At 50.9% G+C, this 14,161-nt stretch carries 15 protein-coding genes, 1 tRNA gene and 1 other RNA gene; 1 reads left to right on the forward strand and 16 read right to left on the reverse strand.

Translation table 11 applies throughout. The features are described from left to right. Nucleotides 1-46: 46 nt before the first annotated feature. From rsmI to GX364_05005, 7 genes are all read right to left on the reverse strand, one after another. Nucleotides 47-913 carry a 16S rRNA (cytidine(1402)-2'-O)-methyltransferase gene (rsmI, locus tag GX364_04975; protein ID NLI70200.1) on the reverse strand — a complete coding sequence of 289 codons (867 nt, stop codon included), beginning with the start codon at nt 911-913 and terminating at the stop codon, nt 47-49. Then, complete coding sequence (locus GX364_04980; protein NLI70201.1) at nt 906-1,721, reverse strand: stage 0 sporulation family protein; 816 nt, start codon at nt 1,719-1,721, stop codon at nt 906-908. Before GX364_04980 ends, rsmI begins: the two co-directional genes overlap by 8 nt. Further along, nucleotides 1,714-2,709: a DNA polymerase III subunit delta' gene (holB, locus tag GX364_04985; protein ID NLI70202.1), complete on the reverse strand. Its 996-nt coding sequence runs from the start codon at nt 2,707-2,709 to the stop codon at nt 1,714-1,716. Before holB ends, GX364_04980 begins: the two co-directional genes overlap by 8 nt. Then, nucleotides 2,699-3,343: a dTMP kinase gene (locus GX364_04990; protein ID NLI70203.1), complete on the reverse strand. Its 645-nt coding sequence runs from the start codon at nt 3,341-3,343 to the stop codon at nt 2,699-2,701. Before GX364_04990 ends, holB begins: the two co-directional genes overlap by 11 nt. Then, nucleotides 3,340-4,788 (reverse strand): aminotransferase class I/II-fold pyridoxal phosphate-dependent enzyme, encoded by a 1,449-nt coding sequence (locus GX364_04995; protein ID NLI70204.1) that lies wholly within the window; start codon nt 4,786-4,788, stop codon nt 3,340-3,342. The genes GX364_04990 and GX364_04995 overlap by 4 nt, the downstream gene beginning before the upstream one ends. Beyond that, on the reverse strand, nt 4,781-6,235 hold the full coding sequence (guaB, locus tag GX364_05000) for an IMP dehydrogenase (GenBank protein NLI70205.1): 1,455 nt from the start codon (nt 6,233-6,235) through the stop codon (nt 4,781-4,783). The genes GX364_04995 and guaB overlap by 8 nt, the downstream gene beginning before the upstream one ends. An 82-nt stretch (nt 6,236-6,317) precedes the next feature. Further along, the gene (locus GX364_05005) at nt 6,318-6,770 is read right to left on the reverse strand and encodes a DUF523 domain-containing protein (protein ID NLI70206.1); all 453 of its coding nucleotides are present in this window, start codon (nt 6,768-6,770) and stop codon (nt 6,318-6,320) included. A gap of 127 nt (nt 6,771-6,897) precedes the next feature. Here GX364_05005 and GX364_05010 point away from each other — a divergent pair, with 127 nt between their 5' ends. Next, nucleotides 6,898-7,527 carry a DUF3786 domain-containing protein gene (locus GX364_05010; GenBank protein NLI70207.1) on the forward strand — a complete coding sequence of 210 codons (630 nt, stop codon included), beginning with the start codon at nt 6,898-6,900 and terminating at the stop codon, nt 7,525-7,527. 15 nt (nt 7,528-7,542) lie between these two features. Here the strand turns inward: GX364_05010 and GX364_05015 are convergent, their stop codons facing one another. The 9 genes from GX364_05015 to GX364_05055 form a co-directional block, all read right to left on the reverse strand. Next, nucleotides 7,543-8,916, reverse strand: coding sequence for an NAD(P)/FAD-dependent oxidoreductase (locus GX364_05015; GenBank protein NLI70208.1), 1,374 nt, complete (start codon nt 8,914-8,916; stop codon nt 7,543-7,545). A 300-nt stretch (nt 8,917-9,216) separates the two neighbouring features. Beyond that, complete coding sequence (locus tag GX364_05020) at nt 9,217-9,486, reverse strand: SigmaK-factor processing regulatory BofA (GenBank protein NLI70209.1); 270 nt, start codon at nt 9,484-9,486, stop codon at nt 9,217-9,219. Nucleotides 9,487-9,492: 6 nt separating this feature from the next. Continuing rightward, entirely contained in the window at nt 9,493-9,789 is a 297-nt protein-coding gene (locus tag GX364_05025; protein ID NLI70210.1) for a DUF2508 family protein, read from the reverse strand. 145 nt (nt 9,790-9,934) lie between these two features. Further along, nucleotides 9,935-10,618, reverse strand: a complete 684-nt coding sequence (locus tag GX364_05030; protein ID NLI70211.1) for a DUF1287 domain-containing protein — start codon at nt 10,616-10,618, stop codon at nt 9,935-9,937. 21 nt (nt 10,619-10,639) lie between these two features. Then, complete coding sequence (gene recR / locus GX364_05035) at nt 10,640-11,236, reverse strand: recombination protein RecR (GenBank protein NLI70212.1); 597 nt, start codon at nt 11,234-11,236, stop codon at nt 10,640-10,642. Nucleotides 11,237-11,277: 41 nt separating this feature from the next. After that, nucleotides 11,278-11,592 carry a YbaB/EbfC family nucleoid-associated protein gene (locus GX364_05040; protein NLI70213.1) on the reverse strand — a complete coding sequence of 105 codons (315 nt, stop codon included), beginning with the start codon at nt 11,590-11,592 and terminating at the stop codon, nt 11,278-11,280. Nucleotides 11,593-11,618: 26 nt separating this feature from the next. Continuing rightward, on the reverse strand, nt 11,619-13,466 hold the full coding sequence (gene dnaX / locus GX364_05045) for a DNA polymerase III subunit gamma/tau (protein ID NLI70214.1): 1,848 nt from the start codon (nt 13,464-13,466) through the stop codon (nt 11,619-11,621). Nucleotides 13,467-13,529: 63 nt separating this feature from the next. Beyond that, an RNA gene (gene ffs, locus GX364_05050) (signal recognition particle sRNA large type) lies at nt 13,530-13,795 on the reverse strand. 11 nt (nt 13,796-13,806) lie between these two features. Further along, nucleotides 13,807-13,901 (reverse strand) — tRNA-Ser (locus GX364_05055). Nucleotides 13,902-14,161 lie beyond the last annotated feature (260 nt).

Genomic DNA, 14,161 nt, shown 5'->3' on the forward strand with positions numbered 1-14,161 from the left:
AACAAGCACTTTTTTGAAGCTGCTTGTTTTTTTTATTCCTGTTTTTCTATCTTTCCTTCTTCAGTTTCAACTGTAGCTTGTAAACCCGGTTGCGCGGTTCTTTCCTCAACAAGGATACAGCTTTAACGGCAAATCCCGGCGGAATCCCGGCACGGGCCAAAGTGACAAGATCATCGTACAACTTCTGGTCGGCTGCCTGTTCCTTCCCCGGTGGATCCGGGGCAAGTACCATCGTAAGTTCGCCGCGCGGTTCCTTTTTCTGAAAACGGCGCAGATGCTCACCGGGCGTCCCACGGGTAACTTCTTCGAATTTTTTGCTCAGTTCCCTGACCATCGCAATTTCACATGCCTCCCCGAAAATTTCCTCCAGTTCCTGCAGTGTCTCCATGATACGATGGGGCGCTTCAAAGATAACGATTGTAACCTTGCTGCAACGGAGTTTGCCAAGGATTTCTTTACGCTGCCCGGGGGAAAAGCGATTCAAAAAACCAAGGAAAACAAAACTATCGGCGGGCATGCCTGAGATGGCAAGAGCTGCGGTAACCATTGATGGCCCGGGCAGAACGGTTACTTCAAATCCGTTCTTCCATGCATGGGAAACCAGTTCCGAACCGGGATCTGATAGTCCGGGCATCCCCGCATCCGTAACCATGGCCAGGTCTTTTCCCTTTTCCAGGAACCTCAGGATGTAATCGACACGCTCCGGAGGACTGTGCTGATGATAACTGATCAATTTATGGGGTTTTATTCCGTAATGATGTAATAATTTCGAGGTCCTTCTCGTATCTTCACATACGATTATTTCGACTTCGCGCAAAATATCCAAGGCGCGAATGGTTATATCCGCAAGGTTTCCGATAGGTGTTGCACAGAGATAAAGAATGCCGTGGCCATTGCCTGCGATTTTACTCATTCCCCCCTGCCAGCGGTTCTATTTCTTCCACGGGAAATTCGCGGTTTCGTTTCATTTCCGCCAATTCCACCTGTACCGTTTTACTTACCACGTTCACGGACACAACCCTGCCCTCTCCATCGGGGGTAATCACTCGATCTTTCACCGCCGGATATTTATCTTCCAGATCTTCGTAAATCTCGGCTTCAAAACGCAAGCAACACATCAGACGGCCACACAAGCCGGATATTTTGGTTGGATTCAAAGAAAGGTTCTGTTTCTTGGCCATGCGGATGGAGACCGATTCGAAATCCTCCAAAAAAGTTGTACAGCAGAAAGGCCGCCCGCAGGGCCCCACCCCTCCAACAAGCTTGGCCTCATCCCTTACACCTATCTGCCGAAGTTCTATCCTGGTATGAAAGACAGAAGCAAGATCCTTGACCAATTCGCGGAAGTCAATCCTCCCCTCGGCCGAGAAATAAAAGATGATCTTGTTGCGGTCAAAAGTGCATTCCACCTTGATCAACTTCATTTCAAGCCCGTGTTTGGCTATTTTCTGCTGACATATCTTGAAGGCCTCCTCTTCCTTGCGCTTGTTGTCCTCCAGCTGATACAGGTCGGCCGATGTCGCCTTGCGCAAAACCTTTTTCAACGGGAGTACAAGCTCCTTTTTACGAACCTTTCTGCTTTCCTCGACTACCCTGCCCAATTCCAGGCCACGGGATGTTTCCACAATAACCATGTCATCATTTCTCAATTGTTTATCTTCAGGGTCAAAATAATATATTTTCCCCGCTTTGCGAAATCTGACACCAATTACTCTATACATTTTCTACCCTCCTTCTGATCTGTAAAAAAACATTCTCGATGGCCAGTGTTAAATTCACATTGGAAAACAACATCCGACGTGTGCGGTTGAGGATTTTCAAACAATCCATCAAAACAGAATCACTGGTGTTATGCTTCTCCCAGAAAGCTTGCCGCGTTATATCTGTCAACATCATCGGATCCCTGCACAAACTCCAGAAAAGCCCATCCCGAAAAAAGGTGGCAAGCAATTCCAATAGATAGGGAAGGTCTTTGCGTTCAACCCAGCTTTGGGCCCTGTCCAGCAGATATTGATCAACTGCCGACTGACCCGGTGCCACCATCCTTGCACCCAGATCATAAGCCTCCTGTCGTCGCGCCCCCCACTCCCCATCAACAAGTATTTCCAGGGCACGCCCGGCAATTCCCTCTCCCATCTTTACCGCCAGATCGATATCTTCTTCCGATGATGCGGGACTTTTTTGGGATAGCAAATCGGCCATCTCCCGATCATTCAACCGCCTCATCATGAAATGCTGACAGCGCGAAACCACTGTCGGTGGAAGCCGGGACGGATTGAACGTAGTCAAGATAAATACCAGCCTCTCGGGAGGTTCTTCGAGGATCTTGAGCAGGGAAGACGCTGCTTCGGGAGTAAGGTCATGGGCATCTTCGATAATGCAGACTCTTCTACCCGGACCATGCGCAATATAAACAAACTGCTTTCTGGCCGCCCTGATCTGATCTATTTTAATACTCTGCCCTTCCGCTTCAACCACCACCACATCGGGGTGCCTCCCCGCAGCAATGCCCTTGCAGGAGATACACTCTCCACAAGGCGGGGCGGGAGCCGTACAATTGAGAAATTGCGCAATCAACAGGGCCATGGTGCTTTTTCCAGTACCCTGCGGGCCGGAAAAAAGCAGGGCATGGGGTAAGCGATCATTGACAAGGTAATGCCGCAAAACTTTGATGATCATTTCTTGCCCGACCAAACGTTCAAGTCCCAATCGTAACCCTCCCCTTCAATTCCTCCCATATCGTGGCATGCGCCTCTTCGATGGACAGATGTGAAGGTATAACGACCATCCTTTCCGGATCCCCGGCAGCCAGGGCAAGGTACCCCTGACGCACCCGATTGTAAAACCCGGAATCTCTCTGCTCGATACGGTCTTTCCCGGCGCGCCTGTCTTCCTTCCGATCGATTCTGCGGCTACTTTCAGCCACCTCAATGTCAAAAACAAAGGTCAAATCCGGCCAGAGCCCACCCGTTGCCTCCCCATTGATCATTTTGATCTTCTCCTGTGCGTAGCCCAGGCCAAACCCCTGATAGGCAAGACTTGAATGAATGTAACGATCGCAGACCACCATTTTACCTTCATCCAATGCCGGCCTGATCTTCTCCGTTACGATCTGAGCCCGGGCAGCAGCATAGAGCAGTATTTCCGTTGCCGGTGCCATCCCTTTGTTTTCCGGGGTCAGCAATATCTGGCGTATTTTTTCCCCGACCTGCGTCGATCCCGGTTCACGGACAAACAGGGAAGCGATCCCTTGACGGGCCAATTTTTTCTCCAGCAATCCTATCTGTGTCGTTTTCCCGGCGCCGTCTATTCCCTCAAAGGTCAGGAACAAGCCCCTTTTCAAGACAATCCCTCCCCCACTTTTTCCCGATCATCATCCACGACCATGATCGGCCGTGACGGTCCGGACCCCAACCCCAAAAAATTGTAGCCCCTTTCACAATCCGCGATGATCTGTTCAACAATCTCCCGGGAAATCACTTCCCCGGGAATCAACACGGGGGTGCCGGGGGGAAAGGGCAGAACGGTAACCGCGGAGATACAGCCGCATGCACTCCCAAGGGGCAACTCTCTCCAGGGTGATTCCGCGGCATCCCGCGGTGCAAGAGCCATCGCCGGAAGAGGATAAATCTCCCGGTCGGATTCCTTTCCACCGGGTGAACCATAGCGCTCCCCTATCCGTTCCAATGCCACAACAAGAGCGTCGATGTCATCCCTCCGATGTCCGGGATGAATAATGGCTACAAGATTATTGTATCCGGCCAGTTCCACCTCGATGCGATGCTCATCTTTCAGTAGTTCCGCTATCTGAAATCCGTTCAGCGCCACTTTATCCGCCCTGATTGTAAGCCTCAGGGGATCCATGGAGAAACCGGCAGGAAGCATGGATTCTTCCAGGCATATGAATTTTCCCCTCGCATTTATTTCCCGCCTGGCATAGCGGCTCAATCTGATTGCCTCTTTCCAGCTATCTTCCTGTTCTCCTTGAATCATTTCCAGTGAGGCCAGAACGGCATAAGACGGGCTCGATGTCTGCACCATGCCCAGCACATTCTTCAGCCTGGCCGGATCGGCCCGTTTTCCCTTGCGATGGAGCAGGGCCCCGGGAGTCAGAGCCCCGAGAGTCTTATGCGCACTATTTACCCACAGATCGGCTTCGATGGAGGCAGCTGAACGTGGAAAATCGGAACAAAATACAAAGTGCCCCCCATGCGCCTCATCCACGATCAACGTCATCCCCTTCCTCGCGGTTATGGTTCGCAAGGCATCGGCATCGGTGGATATACCGTGATAGGAAGGGTTGGTAATTACCATCGCCGTCGGGGAAAACCCTTTTTCCGATAACGCCGCTTCCACAATCGCTACATTTATATTCAAGGGGATGCCCCAGATATGTTCCTTGACGGGGATAAAGCGGGGCACCGCCCCGCTCCATATCAAGCCAGTTATCGCCGAGCGATGAACATTGCGACCAAGAATTACCTTTTCGCCCCGGCGGCAGGAAGACCATATCGCCGCTATCAATCCCGCGCTGCTTCCGTTAACCAGGTAGCAAGTCTCATCCGCACCGAAAAAATCGGCTGCCAGCTCCTGCGACCTTGCAATTGCCCCGACGGGTTCAAAAAGATTGTCCAGGCCCCGCAATTCAGTAAGATCGTAAGCGGAAGCCGGATGTACCCCGTGTTCCGCCAGATGAGCAGGCACATGAAAGCGATAGTCGACCCGATCCAGCTGTTCTTGCAGAGCTTCGATTAAAGGATATTTACCCGTTTTCATTCTATCAAACACTGTAATTGGGCGCTTCCTTGGTAATCTGTACTGAATGAGGATGACTCTCCTGCAAGCCGGCGCCGGTTATCCTCACAAAAGATGTTCTGGTCTTCAGCTCATGCAGATTGCTTGCTCCGCTGTAACCCATACCGGCCTTCAAGCCGCCCACGAGTTGATATACCATATCCCCGACCGTTCCCCTGTAAGGCACTCTTCCTTCGATTCCTTCAGGTACCAGCTTGGCCTCCTGTTCCTGAAAATAACGGTCCCTGCTGCCCTCCTTCATGGCCCCCAACGAACCCATTCCCCTGTACACCTTGTAACTGCGGCCCTGATAAATCTCGAATTCCCCCGGGCTCTCTTCCGTTCCCGCAAAAAGGCTTCCGATCATCACCACATCCGCCCCGGCAGCAATAGCCTTGGTTATATCTCCCGAATATTTTATGCCTCCATCAGCGATAACAGGTACTCCATGCTTGCTGGCAACCTTGCAGGACTCCATGATCGCTGTTATCTGTGGCATTCCCGCTCCGGCAATAACCCTGGTCGTGCAAATGGATCCGGGTCCAACCCCCACCTTCACCGCATCAGCACCGGCCTTGATCAGGTCAAGGGTGCCTTCACCGGTGGCCACATTTCCGGCAACAACCTGCAGATCGGGATATTTCTTCTTGATACGTGAAATAGCGTCCAGAACCTTGGCAGAATGGCCGTGGGCGGAATCAAGCACCAATACATCCATGCCTGCTTCATACAGGGCCTCCACCCTGGAATCCATATCTGAAGACACACCTACCGCCGCAGCCACCAACAGACGCCCGCCTTTATCTTTCGCCGAACGGGGATAGCGGATGGTTTTTTCGATATCCTTGATGGTGATAAGCCCTTTAAGATTGAAGTCGGCATCCACAATGGGCAATTTTTCCACTTTGTATTTTTTCAAGATGTCCTGCGCTTCCTGGAGTGTCGTACCCTCCGGCGCTGTAACCAGGTTCTCCCTGGTCATAACATCGCCGATGAATTTGGAATAATCATTTTCAAAACGCAGATCACGGTTGGTGATGATGCCCACAAGCTTTCCCGCCACGGTAATGGGCACACCGGATATACGATATCTTTCCATCAGCGCGGCAGCATCATTGACACGATGATCGGGAGAGAGGTAGAAAGGGTTTGTAATTACCCCGTGCTCCGAACGCTTGACCTTGTCCACCTCTTCTGCCTGCTTGTCAACAGGCATATTCCTGTGTATTACACCTATACCCCCTTCACGTGCCATGGCAATAGCCATACGTGATTCGGTAACCGTGTCCATTCCGGCACTGACAATCGGTACATTCAATTTTATATCTCTGGTCAGGTTGGTAGCGATATCAACATCGCGGGGCAAGATATGGGATTTGGATGGTATCAGCAGAACATCATCAAAAGTAATCCCCTCAAGGACAACCTTTTCCTGAGCCACAACATCACATCTCCCTCTATTGTTTTGTTTTCTGGACTTTGATTGTTTAGGCTAGCATAACAAACCTTTTTTTTGGTGTCAATTATACCGATGGTAAATTGTTCACCGTGTATATTTTGAAATGGTTTGCTTCCAGCAAGGAGGCGGTAACGCCATGCCCTTCCCGCCATCTTCCCGTAAAACTCCCATCATGAATCCTTCCATAACCGCAGGAAGGGCTACCCTCTTTGAGGATGATTCCCCTGACCTTCAGCAAGATGGCCATCCTCAGTGTTTCTTCCGCCCCCCGCACGAAATTTGCCGTCACGTCATGGCCTTCCCTTGTGACCACAGCGGCCCTTCCCTGCAAGACATCATTGCCATCGCCTCCCCTTATCTCCGCAGGCTCCCTCGGAGTGGGGAGGCCTCCCAACTGTTCAGGGCAGATGGGTATCAAAGCCAATCTATCCCTGCTTTTCAACAACAACCGGCAGGGGCTGGATCCCCCGTCATATCTACTCCTTATCCCCAGAAGGCAGGCACTGATCAGATACATTTTTGCTCTCTCCTGTCAACTTCTTTTCCAAGCATACCATATTTATAGCCCCCGAAACCCCGATTTTATGCTAATATGAACATGAACCTGATTTAAAATTTCATTGAATTGGACAGGGAGGCTTGCAATGAACCGCAAAAAGGAAGGTGGTTTCCTGAACCTGGAAACAACCCTGCGTTATGCCATTGATGATTTTTCGATCAAGGAACCGTACGATATTGCACGCAAAAGCGCTGTTGAATATGACCAGGACAGAAATTCATTCAGTATCCAGTTGTTGAATAAAAATTACAAAGTTTTTCATCCTTCCGGCGAAATCCTTGTCTCCGACGGTGAGAAAGCACCTCTTTATCAAAGCATCATTATCCTGCATTATCTTAACACCGCTGATGGGTCCCCGCTGGCGGGTCGATGGATATCATTCCAGGAACTTCCGGGGGGGCAGATCTATGCCAATCCCTTCAACAGAAGAGCTGTTACCCCTTTTGTGCAAGCTTTCGGTAATTCCGCCGCTTCCTTTGCCCGGGCAGCTGCCAAAATAGGAGGATTCCCCCATGCTCAAACAGGAAAAAACAGCATGGTCATCCCTGTCATGCCCCGGGTTCCTGTAAATTTTATACTGCATGAAGGAGACGAGGAATTTCCGGCTTCGGCCAATATTCTTTTCGATGCGCATGCAGCAAACTATCTTCCCACGGAAGACTACGCCCACCTGCCAGCATTGATAATCGGGGAAATGCAGGCAGCCCTGGAATAGCATGGCCGAACAGGCCTAATGCTTGGCCGTATCAGCCATGGATCCCGCCGAAGCCCAGAGTGCCTCGGCCTTTCGTTTCCATGTTTCATAGGCAGAGATATCTGCAGGAAATTTCTCGTAGTGTTTCTGAAGCTTGTCGGCAACCAGCACTGCCCTGATCAGTTCCTTGAGCGTGTGGAGCGAGATATTCCGGGTCAAAACCCCGCCAATTATTTTCAGTACAAGTGATATGATGGAACCGATACCCAGGTTGACACCGAAATCCCGGTTCATGTCCGTCATGTCTTTTTCATTGAAAACAATGCCTTTTTTGAACTGGTAATGATTTTCTTCTGCCGTGCCGTTTACCGCGCCGATGAGTGTAGCCATGATGTAGGCAAATTTCGCACCCTGGCCCCGTTGATAGCGTACATTCGTATTCCACACGCTTCCGGTGTCGGGATAGCGGCCATCCCGCATCGCATTTGAAAATTCCTCTGCAGCGATCTTGCATAGCACCCATGCGGCGGTAATACCTTCGCCGCTGTACGGTTTGGTCAAACAGGCAGAATCTCCCAGTACCACAAACCCGTCAGCCACAAAAGAGTAAGGGGGGCGGCGGTATGGGGTAGTCCCTTTTTCGAAATATTGCAGTTCATGGGGGGGCAGTTCTACCCGGGCCGTGAATTTTTGGTAGATCTCTTCCGCGTATTCAAAGGAAAAGTTGGCGCCGACACCGATTATAGCCCCATCCGGATCATGCTGGGGGGCAATCCAGGTCTTGTAGAAAGGCCAGTTGGTTGTAATGTCAACACGGTCGGTTTCCGGATTTTTCAGTTTTACGTAGCGCAAGATCACATAAAATTTGCTGTCGGGGCCGATCTCGAAATTTTCCACCCCGTAGCCGTCCCCGAGCTTGCGGCGCACTTCCGAGGAGATGCCCGAAGCATCGGCAACCAGCCTTGAAGACACCTCATGAATGTTACCGCCTTGCCTTAGCTTTGCTCCTTCAATCCGACCCCGGGAATAAACAAAATCCACAAACTCGGTCTCGTATGCGTATTCAACCCCGAATCCTTCCGCCCATCGGGCCAGTCTGGCCAGAAACAACGGCAGATGCATGACCACGAAAGGGTAATCCGTCCGCTTGGGATATTGATCAAACGCTGATTTGCTGATCGCATATTTGAAAACACCCACATAGTCCTCGTCGGTAGCCGAAGGAACGGGTACATCAAACTCCTCGAACAGTTCTTCATCGATGTGGAATATGTCAAGACGTTGGCCCAAATTTTCTTTGGCCGCTTTTTCAGCCACCAGAACTTTGTATCCCCGGGCAGCCATCAACTTTGCAAAATATGTCCCGGCCGTACCGGCTCCAACAACGATGACATCGTAACTTTTTTCCATATTCGACTTTCCCCCCGTTCCGATTTTGGCAAGGGCACCACCGGTAAGTTCGAGTCAGGGTTACCCGATTCCTTCTTTGACGGCCTGGAATCCAAACAGGATTTTTCGCCTCCGGAAGTTTTACATTTTGATCCACCATCCGGGGTTCGATTCCCTGAAAAGAATCAAGAAACGGACCATGAATTCCCGGAAGATAGAATCTGGCGGAGCAGGGATTGAATCCAGATCATCATCAAGATGAAGGGCCTCGCCGATAACGCGGGGCCCTTCATTGCAGTGCGCGGCAAAAACAAAGTGATTTTACAATATCAGTTGCAGGCAGACAAGCAGAACCAGTCCCGGCACCCCCATCAGTCCAACCAGCAAACCTGTAACCAGGTTGACCCCGATGGAAATTCCCCAGAAAGAGGCCAGGAAATTGAAGATAACCAGGATTATCAGTCCCCCCGCAACATGCACCAGCAGACGAAAAAACCAGCGCAGGGGATGATAAAGCAATCTGGCCAGTACATAGATGACCAGAATGCTAAAAATAACAGTCAAAGCAATACTGATATGCAGGTCCGACATTTACAATCAACCTCCCATGCTGATCATATCCGCATACATATCCGGACTGGCGAACAGATACCCCTGCCTCTTGGCTTTTTGATAGAGGTACACATATTTTTTTTCAGCTGCACATACAGCATATATGGCGTAATCAACAAGTTCACTTTCATTCACCTGATCAAAGTAATTCCGGGCCTCTTCCCATTCCTGGTGTGCTTTTTTTATGATGCCCAGAAATTCTCTGGCTTCCTTTTCCGCCGGTGTTTCCCGCGGGAAGAAGTGCTTGGACAATTTTTTTGCCCACCGAATCAAGAAACGCATGGCGCCTCCCTCCCCGTTGATAATATCTATGCACCGTATAAAACATTAATTCCTGGGGGAATCAGAAAACACCATAAAAAAAACAGGTTTCAACCTGCTTCGTCAAATCGTCACTCTGCCCGTTCAGCCAAAAAAAGAGGCCATTTCATGGCCGGTAATCAAAACGGTAATGCCCCGTGATCCCGTGCGTCCCGTGCCAGTGTATCAGAACATCTTCCTCCCGCACCGGTTGCCCGGCATTGTGAATCAGATACGTGATTCCATCGATGTTGCGCCTGTCCGAAATAATACCGATATGATTGTAGTTTTCTCCAAAGATAACGATATCCCCTGGCTGCCATTGCTCGATTGCGTAAGGATCAAGGGTCAGGGAGCGGGCATGTCGTTCAAAAAACACTTTCAAGTTGGGCACCCTTCTGAAATCGATATTTTGATCCGGCTTGCCATCAACGCGCGGATACATCGATAAATTATTTTCTATATCTTCATCAACCATCTCTTTCAGTGAATATCCCGCGCTGGCAAATGCCCGCCAGACCAGATCAGTGCAGACGCCTTCATCTTCCGGGGGATAACCGCCCGCATAATAAAGACTCCTGTAGCGGGGCCTTCTGGAGGCATCTTTCCTTGCCCCGTGCAGAATATCGGTATAGTCATCAACGCCGTTATGGTTATAATCATTCTTGCTGTATATGGTTTCGATCCCAAAATCTTCGGCTCTGTAGAACCTGCGTGGAAGCAAGTTAAAGCAAGAAAGGACAGCGAGTACGAAAAAAGAAGTGGTGATCAGAACAACGATTGATAATAAAACAAATTTCTTTTTTTTCATCGTTTGCCGAAGTAAAGCCTGTCATATTTCTACTCTGCCTGCCAATGAACGACCCATGGTCTGCACATCGGCATACTCCAGATCGCCACCTACAGGCAGGCCAAAAGCAATCCGGGTAACTTTCACGCCCAGGGGTTTAAGGTTGCGGGCAATGAAAACAGCCGTGGCATCCCCTTCCACATTGGGATTGGTAGCAACGATAACTTCCTTGACCTCCCCCGAGGCAACTCTCTCTTTCAATAGTGGTATTCTCAACTCCTCGGGTCCGATCCCATCCAGGGGCGAGAGGGCTCCGTGCAAAACATGATAACGCCCACGATAATGCCCCGTCTTCTCGACGACCATCACATCATGCGGGTGTTGAACCACACAGATGATGGATTGGTCACGCCGGGCATCCGTGCACAAGTTGCAGGGGTCATTTTCGGTAAAACCGGCACAGATGGAACAATAACGTATTTTTTTTCGTGCCCGGACCATGGCCCTGGCCATCTGCTCGGCCTCCTCCGGGGGCCGCGACAACAGGAAGAAAACAAGGCGCTGCGCAGTCTTCGGCCCTATCCCCGGAAAACGGCAGAACATTTCTATCAGATTCTGCAATGATGGCGGATAGTTCATCATCGATCCCCTCTATCGAGCCCTACCGTTATATTCATAAATCACAGCAACCCCGGGGGAAGTTCCATTCCACCGGTTACTTTTTTCATCTCCTCGGCAGTGACCGCATCCACCCGGTCCATAACCTCGTTTACCGCTGCTACAATCAGATCCTCCAACATCTCCGGATCATCCGGATCAATCGCTTCCGGAGCGATGGAAACAGAAAGCAGTTTCTTGGCCCCGCTGGCGACCACACGCACCGCGCCACCGCCGCTGGTGGCTTCGATCTCTCTTTCCGCAATCTCTTCCTGCATTCTCATTACCTTGTTCTGAACTTGCTGGAGCTGTTTCATCATCTTCCCCAAATTGGCCATCTGGTAACCTCCCCTTGATAGTAAAATCAGTTTTCGCTTTCAATTATCTTGCCCTTGAATAACTTCAAAGCCTCATTCAATATCAAATCGTCCCCGGCCTCTGCCTTTTTTGCAGAACTGCCCCGGTACCCCCTGGCTTCTTTCTCCGCGGAATGCGATTTTTCAGCCGCCGATGTCACCGCGGGCCTGGCTTCTTCCGGGCCCGGCGGCGGTTCTTTTTCCAATTCGCCTTCGGGAATACCATCGGGCGATCCGGGCCTGTCTTCTTCCCCGTCCCGGGAAGAAATCCGGGGTTCCAGCTTGATACGGATCTTCTTGCCCGCCAATTGAGCCGCAACCCCTTCCAGCAGCCTCAGCCGCCCCGGTTCGGTCAATTTGCCTTTCAAAAAATCCAGATTGCTATCATACGAAAGGGTAAGAACTCCACGGGTCAACGATACGGGGTGGACCATCTCGAGCAGAGTCAATGTGCTGATCCCTTTTTTCTTCTCCCTGAGAAGCCCGACTATCGCAGCATGAAGTTTGCCTGCCGATGAAAGGGGATCGCCGCCAGAGGAAACGCCCCCGGAAGAAGGGGTAACCTTCTCTTTTTCGTCTGCACGGGGCAATTTTTCCACGGCGATCTCCCCGGCTGTTTCAACATCCGCGGCCATCTTGCCGTTCTTCTCCACTTCCTGCAAGTCAGCATCCGGATCAGATGATTTCTGCTCCGCCCCGGCGTTGACAGATCCTTTTTCCAGTTTTTCAATCCTTTGTATCAGACGTCTCATGGATTTGTCCATGGCATTGCTTTTTGCCACTTTCAACATATTCAAGAAAAGTGTTTCCAGTATAAAAAAAGCATGCTCGGCAAAACGTATCTCACCGGTTGTCTCATGCAGCAATGAAATCATCTCCAGCAAGACGTCATCCGAGAATATATTGCTGTATTGCTTCAAATATTTTTCATATCTTTTATCTTCGAGGGCCTCCAATCCCGCCGACTGGACTACCAGCAGTTGCTTGAAAAAGATGATCTGTTCCTTGAGAAACAAATAGAGATCCTTCCCCCCGAAGGCAATCTCCCGGGCCGCTGCCAGCCCGCCCACGATATCCTCCTTTACCAGGGCCTCCACCACCCGTCCCACCGCTTCTTCCCTGGCCAGCCCCGTCAGAATATAGACGTTTTCGGCCATGACCTTGCCTTCTCCGAGAGCATGAGCCTGTTCCAGCAATCCAAGAGCATCCCTCATCGCCCCTTCAGACAGCCGGGCAATGAGCCGGAGCGCCTCCTCCTCGAAAGGCCAATCTTCCTTGCGGGCCACTTCCGCCATTCTCTCTTTTATTTCCTCCGAGGTCAGAAGGCGGAAGTCAAGACGCTGACAGCGCGAGATCACCGTGGAGGGCAATCTGGAAGGATCCGTGGTGGCCAGGATAAAAATAACGCCCGGGGGCGGCTCTTCAAGTGTCTTCAACAGGGCATTGAAAGCTTCATGGGTAAGCATGTGTACCTCATCGATGATATAAACCTTGTACTGCCCCTGGGTGGCAACATACCGTGTTTTTTCTCTCAAATCACGCACCTCATCGATGCCACGGTTCGAAGCAGCGTCAAGTTCCTGCACATCCATCGAAGAACCTTCCATGATCTGTCTGCAGGAGGAACATTCGCCACAGGGTTCTGCCTCTTGCGAGAGGTTGGGACAGTTGACGGCACGGGCAATAATCTTGGCAACTGTTGTTTTTCCCGTGCCCCTTGGCCCACAAAACAGGTAAGCGTGGGAAACATTGCCACGCAAAAGCGCATTCTGAAGCGTGCGCGTGATATGTTCCTGGCCGACTATCTGATTGAATTTTAGGGGACGCCAGCGCCGATACAAACTACGGTAAGACACCTTTTGATGGATCCTCCTGTACAGCGAATCTTTCAGCCAAAATGGAAAAAGATACAATTTAGGCCGTGCACCTGCCTTTGTCCTCCGTCTCCAGGCGGAACCCGGGCAGTTAACTCCGGTTCGGCTACCCCGTGGCACCCGCAACATCTCACTTACCGCTGCTTCCTCCCGGACCTGACGGGATTTATGAGCTTGCGCCGCACAGGACCGAACTTTCTTCGTCACTTTCCCGAGGCAGCCCTGGGGACCAAAGAGCCCGAGGGCAGGAATTAAACCCCGCTATAGCGGATTGCGGGTACAGGACACCGCTACCTTCCCGTCTAGCACGACCCAAAAACAATGGCGGAGAGAGAGGGATTCGAACCCTCGAGACGAGGTTTTGCCCCATCTACTCGCTTTCCAGGCGAGCGCCTTCGTCCACTCAGCCATCTCTCCATACAAAGCAATTTGCCTCCTGGCACCATTCAGTATAACACTTTGCCTTGCTGTATTCAACAGGCCGGACTCGTGAATCGGCTCCGTACAAACCACTTTATTTTTGCCGGGATCCCCGCTTTTTATTGCATGAACCCGACGCGGACACCGCCACATATGAAGCAAACAGGATTTGCGTGGCGGCTTCAAAAAACCTGAACGGAAACATGGGAAATCTCCCCCCGCCACCCTGCAGTCAACTTTGAAAGATGATGCTACAA

Source organism: Bacillota bacterium (genome assembly GCA_012518215.1).
Taxonomy (GTDB): Bacteria; Bacillota; Dethiobacteria; order DTU022; family PWGO01; genus JAAYSV01.